Raw genomic sequence first — 16,671 nt, forward strand, 5'->3', positions numbered from 1 at the left:
TATGCGAAAATATCTTTTGTTTTGTCTAGCTTTTTGTGTATTGGGTTGTTTGGCTCAAGATTTGATTGTCCGTCCGAACGATCCTATTATTTATAAGAAAGAGGGCGGTGCCTTTTTATGGCTGGGGGATACGGCTTGGGAGTTATTTCATGTATTGGATAAGGAGGAGATCGTTCATTATCTGGATAACCGGCAAGAAAAGGGCTTTACGGTAATACAGGCTGTTATCTTATCTGAACTGGATGGTTTGGATAAACCGAATGCGTATGGATATTTGCCCTTGGTTGATAAAGACCCTACCCAAATCACGGAAGGGTACTTTGAGTTGGTGGATTTTGTGATTCGAGAGGCCGGCAAACGAGGAATGTATATAGGGCTTCTACCTACTTGGGCAAACAATGTGGTAGAGAAAGACGGAAATCCAGCATTGTTTAATCCAGATAATGCGTATACATACGGGAAAATACTGGGAACCCGATATAAAAATGAAGCTGTAATATGGATTCTTGGTGGTGATAGAAATGTGGTTACGGATAAGGAGTTCGATATCTGGCAATCTATGGCGAAAGGAATTCAGGAGGGAAATGGAGGAACACAACTAATGTCCTATCATCCGACGGGAGAGATTTCCTCGCATTATTGGTTCCACAATGAGTCTTGGCTATCATTCAATATTCTCCAAAGCGGGCATTACCGCCGGATGGATCCGGTATATCGTTTTTCGGGTATGTATGCTCAATTGAACCCGATTAAACCGTTTGTAAACGCGGAACCTTCATACGAGGACATACCGGTTCTTTTCTGGGAATATTTTGATTATGCTAAGTTCGGGAAGAAAAAGGAGGACATAATAGGTGATAACGGATTGATTAAGGATACGACTTATTTTACGGATGGAATTTACGATGACTATGATATTCGTATGCAGGCTTATTGGACTTATTTCTCTGGAGCTGCCGGATATACATATGGGAATAACGCTATTTGGCAAATGTATAAGCCGGGTGGTAAATATCATGTACCATGCCTTACGTTTTGGGATGGTGCGTTGGATAGGCCGGGAGCCGAATGTATGCGCTATGTAAAGTCTTTGTTTACGATGTATCCGTTAGATCGTTTCCGTCCGGATCTATCCGTCCTGTTCGGAATTAATTACAATGACGCAAGCTATATCACTCCCGTTTTAGCAAAAGATAAGACTTTTATTTTAGTTTATTTGAGTCAAGGGCAGGATGTAAGAATACAAATGAGTAAATTGCGATCTTTAGGTAAAGCTTATTGGTTCAATCCGAGGAATGGGGCGAGAACCTTGATCGGACCGGTCGAGAATAAGGGAATTCGTACATTCAATGCGCCCGGAGAAGCGGGAGAGAGGGGAAATGATTGGATCTTAATTTTGGAGGCGGATGATAGGTAGACGATGTATAAATTTTAAATAATAAAAGTCATTATGAAGAAGATCAATGTTTTGCTGTTAGCCTTTTTGCTGTTAAGTTTTTGGGCGAATGCCCAGCAGTATCCTTTTAACGGGTTGGATATGAATATGGGAAACCTTTCTCGTTTGTCGAATGCGCAGAGTCGTTCGATCAGTCCGGAGAATTTTACGGGGGAGAAAGGGAAAGGAGCGATGGCTGATCCCGTGAGAGATAAGGATGTCCGGAATAAGGCGAATGCGGCCGGCCCAGCGAAAGATTTGGGGAAAGGCTGGAAAGTAAATCCTTTTATTATCGTGAAACCGGGGGAGACAGTTACCATCGCGGAGATTGATGGCCCGGGGGCTATCCAGCAGATATGGATGACTCCCACTGGCAACTGGCGATTCTCGATACTCCGTATGTATTGGGACGACGAGAAAGAGCCTTCGGTTGAATGTCCGGTCGGGGATTTCTTCGCCAGTGCTTTTAATGAGTATGCCCAACTATCTTCGTTAGCGGTCTGTGTAAACCCCGGGAGCGCTTTCAATTGCTACTGGAAGATGCCGTTCCGTAAGAAAGCACGCATAACATTGGAGAATATTAACAATGCGGAAGAGATGCGTTTGTATTACCAAATTAATTATACCTTGACGGAAGTGCCGGAGGATGAGGGATATTTCCATGCACAGTTCCGTCGTTCCAACCCGACACAAGGCTCTAGCCATACGTTGGTGGATGGAATCAAGGGAAAGGGACAATATGTCGGAACTTATTTGGCTTGGCGTGTCAATGATAACTGTTGGTGGGGTGAAGGAGAGATCAAGTTCTATATGGATGGCGACAAGGAATACCCGACAATCTGTGGAACAGGTACGGAGGATTATTTCTGCGGTTCGTATAACTTCGAGAATCAGAAAACACATCAGTACCAAGAATTCACCACTCCTTATGCGGGAATGCACCAAGTGATCCGTCCGGATGGCCTATATCGGGCTGTTACGGCGTTCGGCTTGTATCGCTGGCATATCTTGGACCCGGTTCGTTTTGAAAAGGATCTGAAGGTTACGATTCAAGATTTGGGTTGGCGGCACGACGGTAGGTATAATAACCAGAAGTCGGATATCTCATCGACTACTTTCTGGTATCAGGCGGAACCACACGCTAAATTCCCGGCATTACCCAGTAAGGATGATTTGGAGATTCCGAGATGGTAAATGGCCTGTGGTAAGATGTTAAATGTTATTTCCGATTAAACCTTTCCTTTTTATCGATGTCTATTCTTTCGAAGCGCTTCATAAACAGGTAATTTATAATAAAAGTAATAAGTAGTAGTTTATGAAAAAGGTAATAGGATTGTGTTTGGTTGTATTGTTGAGTTCAACTTCTGTGTTCGCTCGTGAGAACAGGCGTATGGACAAGCGTAAGATGGATCCGTCCGCACGTTGCGAGAAGATGATCGCCGACTTGAAGCTGGATGAGAAACAAGCGGTGGAGTTCCGTAAACTTCAAAAAGAGTATATGGAAAAGGCTCAAAAAGAACGTGAGGCGATGAAGGCTGAGCGTGAGAAGCAACGGGAAAAGATGTTGGCCATGCGTGAGGATAAGAACGCCCAGATGAAAAAAATATTGACGGAGGAACAATACAAACAATATCTGGAAAAACAGCAGCCTAAAGGGAATAAACATGGCAGAAAACATCTAGGTAACGGACGTAGATAAAGAAGTCTATAGATAGATAAAATGGCCGGGGTAGCGATTATCCCGGCCATTTTAGTTCTAATCGGCTGCTTCAACCACATACCAAGTATATCCGTTGGCAGGGATTTTAACCGTAAGCTCCACCGTATAGTCCCGGTTCAGTTTGTAGGTGACAGGCTTTTGCTCTTTTTCCCGGATGCGGGCTGTTTGTGTCAGGCCGGTATAATAGAGTGGAATATGGATCGTACGGGTGATCTCTTGATGGGCCGGATTGAAGAACATGGCTAGACCTTTCTCCTTCTTGTGAGGATTGACGTGTATGAACCCGTCCCAGTCTCGTGCGTCCGGCCGGCGTAAGTGGATCATATCGCTGTTGAGTATATCGCGGTATTTCTTATACCATTGAATAACCTCGGTTACGGCCGCTTGGGTTTCCGGGGTATCATATAGGCGTGGCCCTCGATAGCAAGCTTGGACACCAGCTCCGTAATTTTGCATCATATGTGTTTTGTATTCGAACAAGTGTTCGTGGAGGGGCTCCAAGGTGGCGGCCTCTCCTCCTCCTTGATACTCCACGAGAGGAACGAAGCTCCAGCATGCCGAAGCCATCCGATCCCATGTACCATCATAATTCAATTGGCGGGCATGGATGATCTGCCGGTCCCGGGGAAGCGACCAGTTGGCTTCACGGTAACCAATGCCTGTCTTGGTAGACCCGTTCAAGAAATAGAAATCGGGAACATTGATATAAATGCCATTCTCGCACATCCAACGATAGAGATCGGTTATCTTATGGAACTGATTCCATTGGGAATCTTCCAGCCCTTTATGATAGGTATGGTGGGTGGAGGCGCATACGTCGCCGGGATAGGAGCCGTCGTGCTCGAAGCAACGCATGCCCGTACGCTCGAAGAAGGTTCGTATATGATGGAAATACTCATATCCCCAATCGCTGCACAGGCAGGGAGCGCTACCGAAACGCATGCCTCCCCGTTTGCCCGTCTTGGGATTGATAACATCCACCTCGTCGCTGATCCAACGGCTTGATAAGAGGGAGTAACATCCTAACTCTACACCTTTGCCGCGGGCGTAATCTACCAAGGATTTATATTTGGCGATATTTTCTTCCGAGATATCCTCGGCGTTCAATCCAGACCCGAAGCTGATGATCACCATCTCGTAGCCCACGGTAGCGCATTGATCGATAGCGGTACGAATAACATCCGGATCGGAAGAGGTAAGGTGCATGAAGATCGGATTCTCCGTAGCCCATGGAGCTACCGTATAATGAAAGCGTCGTTTGAACAAGCCCTTCCGTTCCCGGTCATCGCTGTCGAACGGCATCTCGTATACGCTGAAGGACTTGAACTCCTGGCCCGCCGCTAGGGTATAATCGGGACCTAGCTTGGGCGATACGTCTAATATGCAAGGCGTGAGCAAAGGATAGTTGCGTTGGGAAGTATATTCCGGATCGGCTACCCATTTCTCCGTGATATCGGTTTCCTGCTCGGTAAACTCTCCGCCACAAGCATAATCGCTTTCTATATGTATGTTCGGGAGCCTGAATTTGGAGGGATCTCCACCGCCGGGAGACTCCGGTTCGGCGAATGCCAGATATTCCAATTGAAAGGCATCGATATCTATGGACTGCGGGGTCTTGTTGGTAACCTCCATACTTTTCCGGATAACCGGGATATGATCGTATAAGTCGTAATGGAGTTCTACGGTGACACCTTCTGTTTCTTTCTCTCCTTTCAATACGAAAGTCAGTCTTTTCCCTGTGGGTACGTTCTTATTCAGTGCCCAGCGGCTTCTGGCCCATTTGATATCTTCCTGCAGCTCCTCTATGCGGAAATCCTCAATGAGAAAAGAACCGGAGCGGGTAGTCATCTGCTCGACCCATTCCATCTGGAAGTATCCGCGCTCGGGCTGGCCGGCCAGCCCGCCAAGTTCCCAACGTTTCCCGTCAATCGTCAAACTGCCTTCGCTACTTACGGCACGAAGCATACTTTCTCCGGTCATCCGGTTAAAGATATCTAGAGTGGAGAGATTGGGCAAGACACGGAACATACGTGCTACCATTCCGTTTGACAATAAGATGCTTTTGCCATCGGGAGTCGCATATATGCCGGCTTTGGATCGTGAGGGTTGTAAAAGCCAGTCGAAAGAGGTGTTTTCCAAAGGAAGCCCTTGTTGGGGCAATCGCTTGATTTTATCAAGTAATTTCTTCTCCGTACCGGATGATACCTCCGGCCCTTTCCCTTGATAGCTTGTGGAGATGATCGAGGGGATGATCTCCATATACTCTATTTGGGGCGTGATCCATAAGGCATGATCTCCGCTGGGGCCATCGTCGGTAGGCTCTACGATAAGGTCCAATATCTTTATGCCATTTAGGGGGATATCGATTGTTTTCGGGGCGTCGCCAAGTTTGACGATACCGCTGTTATAAAGCTCCTTGTCATCTCCTTTCAAGATAAATAAGACCGAGCCCGGATGTACCTTTCCGTCTTTACCTTCTAGACCAACAAATGTCTTGGCGTTTTTTCGGGTATCGAAATACATTTTCGTTCCGTCAACAAAAGGGATAACCGTGAGGCTTTTATCTGTATAATCGATATGTGAGTCGGCGATCCCGACCTGTGCTTGAAAGCGTGACGCATTCTTGTGTAAATCGATCTTGATATGGCTTTTGGCTTGTACCCCGATCACGTCATCATACGTTTTTCCTTGTATGGAGGCGGGCTCGTTGGTAACTGATTTCCCTTTGACGGCGCCACCGTAGGTTTGGTAGGATTTATTTAGGTCCATGTCCATAAGCCGGATCTCGTTCTGGCCCATGGCGTAGAGACCGGCAAATCCCGAAAGGATAGCTGTAAAGATAAGTTTATTCATAAAATCCAGTGATAAAAGAGCGTGTTATCAATGATAAAAATAAGGTGCTTCAAAAAGACTTCTTTTGAAACACCTTATTGGGTTTATAATCTAGTTTCGTTCTATTATAATGTCGTAAGTTTTAAATTACGCCAAAGAACCTTGATGCCTCCACCGTCGTGAATCTGAAGGGCGATGCGGCCTTTGCCGGCTCCGATCTTCTCGTCATTCAAGTTTACCATTTCCTGTCCGTTCAGCCAAGTCTGTACGTTGTCGCCTTGTACCTTGATACGCATCGTGTTCCAATCGCCCTCTTTCAATATATTCTCTTTCTCGTCCGGAATCTGAACCAGCCAGCCACGTCCGTACGACTCATAGATACCACCTGTATCGTGACCCTTCGGAGCTACTTCTACCTGCCAGCCGTTTACTTTCACGCCTTCCTCTACGAAAGAGCGGATGAATACGCCGGAGTTTCCGTCAGCCTCTTGCTTGAACTCTACGGTTAGATCGAAATCATCGTAATAATCACGGGTAGCGAGATAACCGTATTGTTTGTCGGGACCGCTTTCGCAAACCAATAAGCCGTCTTTTACGTACCATTTCTCCGTACCGTATGGTTCCCATCCCGTCAAATCCACGCCGTTGAACAAGTTCACTTCCTTACCGGCCTTACGGGGAAGTTCCTTGATCTTCAAGTTGCGGAAAGATGCGGGATAGCCATGGTCTTGCAAGCAAAGCACACCTTTTTTCGCCAATCCGTATTCCGGTGCGTTGGCCCATTTACCGCTATTTTTCTTAGCGTGCCAATCGTCTGTCCATGCCTCGAACTCAACGATCTTTTGTCCGTTCAACCAATGTTCCACATGTCCGTTATCGAATACGATCTTGGAGTTGTTCCATTCGCCTTGCGGATTCACCTTCATCTTGGATTTATCCGGCAAGTGCATCGCGTAATCTACGCCTAATTTCTGCCACTCTTCCAATGGCTCCGGGAAGTTCGGCTCGTCGATCAATTGATACTCCGGCCCTGTTACGTAAGGAACAGCGTATTGGGGACGCTCTACCACGTGGTACAACATACCGCTATTGCCCCCCTTGGACAATTTCCAGTCCCAAGAAAGCTCGAAGTTCTCATACTCTTTATCGGTTACGATGTAGCCACTAGCGTCGCTGCCATCACCTTTGGCTTGGATACAACCATCCACTACATGCCAAGGCTGTGTCAATGTAGTCCCGTTGTAATCTTTCCAACCATCCAATGTCTTTCCATCAAAAAGCAGGACCCATCCGTCAGCGATTTCCTCGGGAGTAAGTGTGTTTTGTTCTTGACTGGCACAAGAGGAAAACAAGGCCAGCGATACCGCACAAGAGGCTAACAAGCTTGTGGCGGCTGTTTTTTTCATTACAGATTCCATGTAAATAAAGAATTTAGGTTGATAAATTGTAACTGAATGGCAAATTTACGTAAATATCTTTGATATCTCTCTCTGTTGGAGGAAAAACGCTTCTCTCCCTAGGAAATACTTCTCCAAGAGCCTATATATTCTTTGTCGGATAAGCTCTATTTCTTAATTTGGCGGCGCTGAATTTATATTCACAGCCGCTGAATATACAAATGCCGCCGCTGATTGTAAAATCAATGGCGATAATTTAAGAATAGAATAGGTACCGATCAGGTTTACCTATAGGTACGCATAAGTTTTATTCTGGCACAATCAACTTTTATATGTTTTTGTGGAAAAGAATCTGGATAATACTTGTTTAATCGAAGAATAATATAGATATTGCATGCATCTAATAAAGACTGAAATACCCTGCAAACCATATGATAACAATAGGCACCTTAAAACTAGATTTAGTTGCGGATCGGGAACCTTTCGTTCATGATTTATATGGTCGTTGGGATACCTTTAACCGAACCTCTTTAGAAGGGATCGTGGATGAGATTTTAAGCCGTTATGATACGGAAGATGAGTTGATCCGGATCGAGAGTTTAGATTTGGATCTAGGTGAGCTAGAAGAAGATGAATTCTATGAGCAATTCCCCCGTAGACTGGCGGAGAGACTGGACGAGACTTTCGCTTCTTATTTGCGAAGTAAAGAAGAGCATCCAGACCGAATAGCAGTTGTTCCCATCAGGCAATCTTGGCTGGAAGAGGAGCGACTCACCTTACCGGAGCTTCTGGATAAATTAGTACGAACATCTTCGATAGAATTAAGTCATTTCCTGCGTGAGAAGGGAAAGGCGCTTACCATTCGTAAACGTCTAGTCTTTCAATTGGATGATATCTATCAAGAACGTTTGGTACATGTGGTGGTACCCTCGGAAAGCTCGTTTATAAACGCTTATGCCCGTTTCTTGCAAGACTCTTATCCCGAGATAAAGCGTCCGGAGATAGGGAAGAATGATTACAGAAACGCTATCTGGATAATCCTATGGGGATATTTATTATCTCAGGATCAAGGCTATTTCAACCGGAAACAAATGGTGACGTACGCACTGCGGGAATTATCCGGCTATTATTCCATTTATTTTGTGGATTTACTGGGGATGCTGACGTATGATTTAGATAAGTTCGCCTCTACCCGCTTGTTCATGCCCGAGTTACTGTCGCTTTTGAAGGATATCCGGCTAGAGACATTATCGGAAAAGGAATTCACTAAAAATTTCTCTCTTTTTTCTCTGGAAGAATTGAAGGCTTTGCTCGTGCGGCGGGAGAAGAGCTTGACTTTCTTATCCGGGTATAATGAGGAACAGATTTACCAGATCGTGGAACAGGTGATCCCTGCGGAGAGTCCGTTTGTCATCGACTATGCGAGAGCGTTGGATAAGGAGAAGGAATTGGGCATGCTCGAAGGGAAAGCCGGGAATGATTTCCGGGTGCTGAAATGGGTGTTTATCTTCGAGGTTATTCTCGGTAGAAGTGGAAGCGTATATTCCCGCCATCAGTTCGCTTTCTCCGTGTTAAAGGAGTTGGCGGCGCATTATAATCTGACGGTGATGGAGTTGTTGGGATATTTTTACCGTACCTTGGCTAGTGGACTGCTAACGGCTTATCCAGCCGTTCGGGAATTGATCATTGCTTTGTACTTGAATGCTATCGATGATTCTCCCGCCGGTATATCCGTTTATTACCCGGAAGATTTGAAAGATCGGTTGTCTAATCCCGGCTTGTGCCGTTGCTTTATCCGTTTCTTGTGCGAGGAGCAAATCTATTCGGTGGTCGAGCAAACCGTTCCGGTGGAAAGCCATTTCATTATACGGTATGCCCAGACGCTGGATAAGGGGAAAGAGCAAGGGCGTTTGGAAGGAAGGGTGGGTGACGAGTTCCGGCTGTTGAAATGGGAATTTATCTTTCTGGTGCTGTTTAGTGCGCCATTGTCCGCTTTTAGCCGGAAACAATTCGTACGTTCGGTGTTGGGACAGTTCTCTGCCCATTATAATATCACGGTGCGGGAGCTGATCTCCTATTTCCATGAGGGAACACATGGGGAACATCCATGGGTCCCGGAAGAGTTACGTGAGATAATAGATCTGCTGTACGAGGATATGGATAAGGAATCTCCCGAGCCTTTATTCTCTGTTTGGTTGAATGAGGAGAGGAAAGCCTATCGGTTCGGGCAATTTATAATCACGGGCCGTGCCGATGAACCGCTGGGCGATCTATTCGAGTACGTGAGGGACTTGGAGAAGACGAACCCGAAAGTCTTACTGGACCAATTACGGCAATTGAAGGATATTCCTTCATCCGGAATAAGGGTGGAAGAACCGATAGAGGCCGCTCGTATCTTCGCTTCCTTATTACTGCTTGTCATCCGTGAATACGGTCTGGCTTTTCCGAATCAGGTATCCTTGATCCAATACCTTACGAATGTAAAAGAGAATCGTACATTTGGAGATGCTGCTCGGCTGCGCTTGTTATTGCATGAGTGTATGTTGGAGAATATGGATGCGTTTACACGTACCATGGATGCTTTACTGGGCACGAAACCGGGGAAAGCGCCCGAGCTTCCCATCCGTACTGCTTTTCCCGCTATCTATCCGTCCAATTCCAAAAAAATGGAATTATTGGAGGAATTATATACAGGGGCGACTCCCGCTTTGCGCTTACTTGTAGAGGAGGTAATCCGCTTGTTTCGTCTCAATAGCTTCGGGTTGGAAGAGAACCTTTGGTTGGGGTGGTTACAGGCTCTTTCCGGCAACGTTTACCGGAATTATTCCAAGGATGGATTGTTGTTCCTCTTTTGGCAGCGTTTGAGGGAGTCTGTGCCAGAGGAGGAATTACGTAAGATCGAGACTTTTATAGGGCGACATATAACTAATTTACCTGAATTGTCAGTTTTTATATATCAACTTAAAAATAATATGAATATGAACGTTTTGAATGGCCAGTTAAAAGACCATGGCGTGTCTATTGACAATGCGGGCCTAGTGATCATAGCCGTCTACCTGCCAATGCTTTTTAATCGGTTAGGCTACTTGAGTGATGACAGGCGTGACTTTAAATCGAAAGAATGCCAAGTGAAAGCTATTTTTGTGTCCCAATGTTTTGTGACGGATGAGAAGGAAATCCCGGAGTCAGAATTATTCTTAAACAAAGTCTTGACGGGCTATGACAACAGCCCGGAACCGCTTCCTCGCTCGTGTGATTTAACCGAGAATGAATTGGAGATCATGGAACAATTGAAGAAAGCGGTACTTATGAATTGGGACAAGATGAGGCATACAAGCTGGGAAGGTTTTCAAAAAACTTTTATCCAGAGAAAGGGAATGTTAAAAATGGAAGAGGATAATTGGATGCTAACGGTCGAGGAGAAGCCTTTTGACATCTTATTAGACTCGCTTCCTTGGAACTTCAAGCTCGTTAAAGCTCCATGGATGGAAAAAATGCTTAGAGTAAAGTGGCGGTAAAATACTATTAAATGATAACATTATGAATGCGGATCGGATACAGATTCAAGAAGGACCTTCGCAGGTCTTTCAAAACCGTAAAGGTGAATCAACACAATTGATGGAAGATAATCGGGTACAATCTGTCTTGCAGGCTAAAATGGTGGAAACTATGCAACGTGACGCGATGGATGAGGATGATTTGCAGCAAGGTAAGTTCGCCGTTCAGCGGGATGTGGAAGATGAGGATGAGCTTCTTCAAGGAAAATTTGTGGCCCAACGGCAAACGAAGAACCAGACAGGGATTCCGGATTATGTAATCCAAGGCATGGAGTCTTCCTTCGGGACGGATTTCTCTTCGGTACGTGTACACCCGGATTCATCGAAAGCGCCGGAGGTTGGGGCTTTGGCATATACGCAAGGTACGGATATCCATTTCGCCCCGGGACAATTCAAACCGGATACGTCTGCCGGACAGCAGCTATTGGGACATGAGTTGACACACGTCATCCAGCAAGCAGAGGGACGTGTGCAGCCTACTACCGAGGTAGGTGGAATGGCCGTTAACGATGATTTATCCTTGGAACACGAGGCGGATGTGATGGGCGCTAAAGCTGCTTCTGTCTTATGAACGAGTGGATCGATTGGTTCCAGCGGGTATTGGATGTCTCTATTCGTTTGTATTTCCGGCAGGAGTGCGATTTATCTTCCGTCTATGATATCGCACTCCCGAAGGCAGGACCGCTTTGGAAGGCGTTGTTGCCGGAACAGGTCGATCCTACTTTCGATGAGTGGATGGTGTTGATGTTGGCCTTAATGCCTCATCTTTCTCCGCAGGTGTTGGATATTTTCTTTGTGCATAATAAGAATTTTGACCGTCCTTATACGGAATTTGGCGGTTGGAAAGGACTATCGCACGGAGGATTCTTGCCAACGGGCGAGACGGCCGTTTTCCTGTTGGCGGGCGATCGTGTGGAACGCCGTCTGGAAGTGGTTCGTCTATTTCGTGAGGAGCATTGGTTCCATATGTATCACGTCGTTGGCTTGGAAGGAGCCGGGAATGGTGAACCGTTCTTGAGCGGACAACTGCGTATATCGGAGGATTTCTTGTACCGTTTATCTTTTGAGGGAGAATATAAGCCGGACTATAATATGGGTTTTCCGGCCAAACGGATTAGTACGGCTTTGAATTGGGAAGATGCCGTATTGCCTTATTATGTGCGTGAGGAGTTGGAAGAGATAAATAATTGGATTACGGGTCATCGAGTCATCCTTTCGGACTGGGGATTGAGTCGTTTTTTGAAGGCCGGTTACCGCACTTTGTTTTATGGCCCGCCGGGAACGGGTAAGACGCTTTGCGCGACCTTGATCGGCAAGAAGAACGGGATGGATGTATATCGTATCGATCTTTCCATGATTGTCTCCAAATATATCGGCGAGACTGAAAAGAACCTTGCGAATGTATTCGACCAAGCGGAAAACCGGAATTGGATTCTCTTTTTCGATGAGGCGGATGCCTTATTCGGTAAACGAACCTCGACGAACACTTCTAATGATCGCCATTCGAATCAAGAGATCGCTTATTTGCTGCAACGGATCGAGGATTTCCCGGGAACCGTTGTTTTGGCCACAAACTTAAAGAGTAATATTGATGAAGCTTTCTCCCGTCGTTTCCAGTCTATTATCTATTTCCCAATGCCGGATCAAGACTTACGTGAGGAATTATGGCGTAGAATGCTTCCCTCTTCTTGGCTACCTGCGGATGCGGACAAAATGATTCGTATGGCAGCTACTTATGAGTTATCGGGTGGCTCCATCTCGAATGTGATCCGGCGTTGTGCCCTTCGGTTGCTAAAGCAAGACACTCCCCGGCTAGATTCCGATATCTTATCTATGGCGATCCGCCGGGAATTGAATAAAGAGGGCCGGTGGTGATTTAAGGCAACGGCTCTCTTTCCCGGTGCCCGATCGGTACGATGATTAAGAGAAAAAAGAAGAGTGGGAGCGCCAACAGTATCATTTGGGTCCATATGTCGAAAGTTTCCCGCGAGGATACGATATTGGTGATTAGGTATAATACCAATACGATCTCGGATATGAATACCAGTAATAGAGGCAAGACATATCGCTTATAATGTTGTGCCAACATGTAGAACTTACTGGATGTCATATACAGGTTGATTAGGATTAATAGTATGAGAAATAGGAATATATCACCCAATACGAAATAAATAAGCATCGGGTTGGAGAATTCCGTATTTGCCAGTTGCGCCAGATCATCGGAGCAACTGGTGAGTTGCTCGCCTTGCGGAAAAGGATTTAGCAAATAGAATAAAGAGTTGAAAAGATTATCTAGTAAGGATACCTCGCATTCTTCCTCATACATGACCATCTTGAGTACTGGTTCTTGCTTATTCTCTCGATTTTCGCAAGTAGTTACAGGAACGCCCATTTCATCGTAATCGACAAAACAAAGGCGGTCTACCAATTGGTATTTCAATAGAATGGATAGATAACCGATATGCTTTTTCTCCTTGATAGGGAATATGACATTTAAATCGTAGTTTCTATATATTTTATTACCCATCACACAAAAGGAATCAATTACGAAACTGGTGGACTTCACGAATTGTACAAGTTCTCTCCGGTTCTCCAGCTTAAAATCGAAATCAGGGAAGTAAAGAGTCAAGCCGTTGAGTTTCCGGAGAGACGGGTTCCGGTTGATCGTGCCGGTATCCTTTGTGAATAAGTTATTTAAAAGAGCCATCTGGGATTCTTTCGATCTTAGGAAATCATTCGTCGCTTTTGAGTTTCGGAATAGGACCAGCAAATCGACAGGCGTATCCGAATAAACGGGCATATCTACCAGACACTCCTGTTGTTGCCAGTCGCTTACTTGACTAGGTTGCCCGCTTTCTGTATCCACTACATACCCTAGATATTCCATCCGGCTGAATTTCCGAATAAGGCCTGCCGGTAATTGCTCGTATACGGATTGCAACCAATACGGCACGATGGGAAAAGCTCGTTGGTTGTATTGACTTAGGCGTTCGGATAGGCGTTCGGTTTCCGATGATGCGCCATCTACCTTGAATACGGGAATACTGCAATTTCCCTTTTTCTTTTGTGTGGCGATCTCTTCTTTGCTACGTTTATCGAAATAACAGAAGAACGTACGAATCGTGGAGGGACGCAGCTCACGCACGGATAGCAACCAGTTCTTTACGGCTTGCGTGTAAGTGGTGTCGTAAACGAATGGGATGAAATCGGTTTCCCGGTATCCAATGGCGTCTTCTTCCCAAGGCGTGATGTTGAGGGCGATGGAAAGGGGAGCTTCTTTGATGAAAAACTCAATCGTTCCGCTTCCTCTGATGGAGGGATTCTCGTCCGGATTATCCAGAACTCCTGTAACGTCTTCTGTCCATACGGGGCAAATGATATAGCCTTGTTTATCGGAGTTGAGCAACGATTGCATATTATCCATATCTCCGGTTTTGCCCTTGAAGAAATACATATTCTCGACGGTAGGGGGAGGCAATATCCTTTCCGGTTCTCTTTTATTGAAATAATACCACAAAGCTTGCGTTACTTTGACTGGGCCGGGCATTGCATCGAAGAAGCGGAAGAGAGGATCTGCGTTGGCCTTATTCTTGGATGCGGTTAATAACTCGTTTCCGAACAACCAAGGTGTATATGCACATTGTTCCACATGATCTGGTAATAAGGAACTCGGGGACTGTAAATAACCCAAACGCAATATCGCTTGGTTCGCGTCCGGATTTATTACGAAAGTGAAAGCGTTCCCCAATTCAGCGGGATAGACGATATAACTGCATTGCTCCGTTAAGATACGCTGGGTGATCGAGTCCATAAGAGCTTGATAGGAGACGATCGGGGTACGAATCTCTTCCAGTTCCAATTCGGTCCGCTCTCCTAAACTCCGGAAATAATCCAATCGCTCCGAGAGACTTCTTTGGGCGTTAACGGCTTGTGCCATGATTACATGAAGTAATAAGCCCAATAAAATGCCGTGGTAGGTAGTTCGATATCTGGTTGACATAAGGGTAAATTTAAAGTTCTATATTTATTCGTATCAGATTATTCTTTAAGATTTCTCCGGTGCGGTCAATCTCTTTGTCGTCTTTATCGGCCCACGCTTTTCGCCATGCCTTATAGTCTTTGACAAATAGGGCTAGCTCTTTCGGAGGAAGCCAATGAACCGTGAATCGTAGATGTGCCGGTATCTTCTCTCGCAAGAATTCTTCAAGACGAAGCTGAAAATCCGGCCGTTGCCGCGTACGTTCTGTTTGTGAGAGGATTGCCGTTAAGGTAAATTCCCGGGAGGGGACTGGATGATCAGTCGCCTTCGGTGAATGCAGGAGTATGTTTTCCAGAATGAAAATTTGCTCTTTCGCATCTTCCCATCCGAGTATGGAATAGAGATATCTTTCCAATCCGGAAAGGGAGTCTGCGTCGAATAGATTACAGCCTAGATACCGGTCCCGGATAAGTTCCGGTAGTTGTCGCAGGAACCGGACTCTTCGTTGACGGTTTATCTCTTTATGGGAGTAGCGGAGAAAAGGCTGGTTGCTATTTTCGCCGTAGATTTTATCCAACGTATCCAATAGCAGATCTTTGTTTTGTTCCATAGAAGCGGAACCGGGGGTTCCCATATTTAAGGCCATCCAATCTTTTAGATGGTTCATTTCTTTATGTCCCTCCGAAAAGAGATGGTCGAATATAGAAAGATATGCCTTGAATGAATCGGTAAACGAGTCCTTGTAGCAAATCGGGAAATCATTTGTGACGCTATAATCATTCAGATGGATATGGCGACTGTCCATGAGGATCGATTTGGCTTGTTTTTTCTGTTCTCGTATCGCATGGTTGATATTATTCCGCGAATGCAAACGATTCAATACTTTTGTGGCATTAATCTCTACTGCTTGTTGGTTTTGGTAAAGTCGTATCTTGATTTGCTCAGGGGAAGATAATGCCAATGTATAGGCGTATTCACCCTCTTCAAAACCTTGAAATTCCAAAGAGTGTATCGATAGAACCCCTTGTATCTGCTTGATCCCTTTGAAAAGCTTGTATATGGGAAGCGCACTACCTGTATAATGACTTCCCGGTGCGAATAATTGAATCGCCTCCGTATAAATGGCGATCAAGGTTTTTTCCGGAGAGATGCTACCGTCTATATCGATATTTCCAATAAGTAATAAAGGTTTTCTTCTTACGAAATGGATTGCGTGTAGGGCTTCTCCTAAATTCCGGTTCGCGTGATATAGTTCCTCAATCTTTTCCTTGATTTTCTTTTCTTCCTGTTTGTGTTGATCTTCTGAGATAAAGGACGAGAGTTCTATAAATAGGTCGAACCATCCGTGGCAGATCTGATCATTGGATCTATAAGGGTGGATTTGCAGGTCCGATAAGTTCATTAAGTAATCAGTGTTATCTAATTGATCTAAAAAATGGTCTCGGTAATCTTTGGGTGTCACAGAGGCCATCCCGGAAACCCGTTCAGGACTGAACAAGCCGTAATCCTCCGGATTGAAACGATTATTCGATCCGGTGAGATATTGTTCTAATGGGAAACTCATTTGGTAATCCAATTCGCTTAAGGCGTAATTTAAGATGTCCAGAGTCGTGATTCCCGGGTCGTGCGGGGCATGGTCTGTCCACAATTGTCCCGAAAGCTCCCGGATTGTTTCCAAGGCATTCTTTTGGAGGTTATCGAATATGGATTCCTCCGTTTTTAGTTCTTGCAGGTTGGGCAGATCATCCATG

At 45.4% G+C, this 16,671-nt stretch carries 10 protein-coding genes; 6 read left to right on the top strand and 4 right to left on the bottom strand.

Features of this window, described 5'->3' with window-relative positions; translation table 11 throughout:
• Position 1: 1 nt before the first annotated feature.
• From CI959_RS10535 to CI959_RS10545, 3 genes are all read left to right on the top strand, one after another.
• Positions 2-1,417, top strand: a complete 1,416-nt coding sequence (locus tag CI959_RS10535) for a glycoside hydrolase family 140 protein (protein ID WP_036631358.1) — start codon at positions 2-4, stop codon at positions 1,415-1,417.
• Between the two features lie 33 nt (positions 1,418-1,450).
• The gene (locus tag CI959_RS10540; protein ID WP_008780730.1) at positions 1,451-2,629 is read left to right on the top strand and encodes a glycoside hydrolase family 172 protein; all 1,179 of its coding nucleotides are present in this window, start codon (positions 1,451-1,453) and stop codon (positions 2,627-2,629) included.
• 121 nt (positions 2,630-2,750) lie between these two features.
• Positions 2,751-3,134 carry a hypothetical protein gene (locus CI959_RS10545; RefSeq protein ID WP_005861419.1) on the top strand — a complete coding sequence of 128 codons (384 nt, stop codon included), beginning with the start codon at positions 2,751-2,753 and terminating at the stop codon, positions 3,132-3,134.
• A gap of 57 nt (positions 3,135-3,191) precedes the next feature.
• Here the strand turns inward: CI959_RS10545 and CI959_RS10550 are convergent, their stop codons facing one another.
• Positions 3,192-6,008 (bottom strand): NPCBM/NEW2 domain-containing protein, encoded by a 2,817-nt coding sequence (locus CI959_RS10550; RefSeq protein WP_057316823.1) that lies wholly within the window; start codon positions 6,006-6,008, stop codon positions 3,192-3,194.
• A 104-nt stretch (positions 6,009-6,112) separates the two neighbouring features.
• The gene (locus tag CI959_RS10555) at positions 6,113-7,405 is read right to left on the bottom strand and encodes a DUF1080 domain-containing protein (protein WP_057316821.1); all 1,293 of its coding nucleotides are present in this window, start codon (positions 7,403-7,405) and stop codon (positions 6,113-6,115) included.
• A 410-nt stretch (positions 7,406-7,815) separates the two neighbouring features.
• Between CI959_RS10555 and CI959_RS10560 the strand changes: the two genes are divergently transcribed.
• The 3 genes from CI959_RS10560 to CI959_RS10570 are packed head-to-tail and all read left to right on the top strand — an operon-like array spanning position 7,816 to position 12,816.
• On the top strand, positions 7,816-10,902 hold the full coding sequence (locus CI959_RS10560) for a contractile injection system tape measure protein (RefSeq protein WP_057316819.1): 3,087 nt from the start codon (positions 7,816-7,818) through the stop codon (positions 10,900-10,902).
• A 22-nt stretch (positions 10,903-10,924) separates the two neighbouring features.
• Positions 10,925-11,512 carry a DUF4157 domain-containing protein gene (locus CI959_RS10565; RefSeq protein WP_005861423.1) on the top strand — a complete coding sequence of 196 codons (588 nt, stop codon included), beginning with the start codon at positions 10,925-10,927 and terminating at the stop codon, positions 11,510-11,512.
• A complete protein-coding gene (locus tag CI959_RS10570; protein WP_005861424.1) occupies positions 11,509-12,816 on the top strand; it encodes an ATP-binding protein in 1,308 nt (435 codons plus the stop codon). Before CI959_RS10565 ends, CI959_RS10570 begins: the two co-directional genes overlap by 4 nt.
• Before the next feature lies 1 nt (position 12,817).
• Here CI959_RS10570 and CI959_RS10575 read toward each other — a convergent pair whose 3' ends face one another.
• Both CI959_RS10575 and CI959_RS10580 read right to left on the bottom strand, forming a co-directional pair.
• Complete coding sequence (locus CI959_RS10575; protein ID WP_011966861.1) at positions 12,818-14,941, bottom strand: hypothetical protein; 2,124 nt, start codon at positions 14,939-14,941, stop codon at positions 12,818-12,820.
• A gap of 10 nt (positions 14,942-14,951) precedes the next feature.
• A complete protein-coding gene (locus CI959_RS10580; protein ID WP_057316817.1) occupies positions 14,952-16,670 on the bottom strand; it encodes a hypothetical protein in 1,719 nt (572 codons plus the stop codon).
• Position 16,671 lies beyond the last annotated feature (1 nt).

Source organism: Parabacteroides sp. AT13 (genome assembly GCF_002272965.1).
In the GTDB taxonomy this organism is placed as follows: Bacteria; Bacteroidota; Bacteroidia; order Bacteroidales; family Tannerellaceae; genus Parabacteroides; species Parabacteroides distasonis.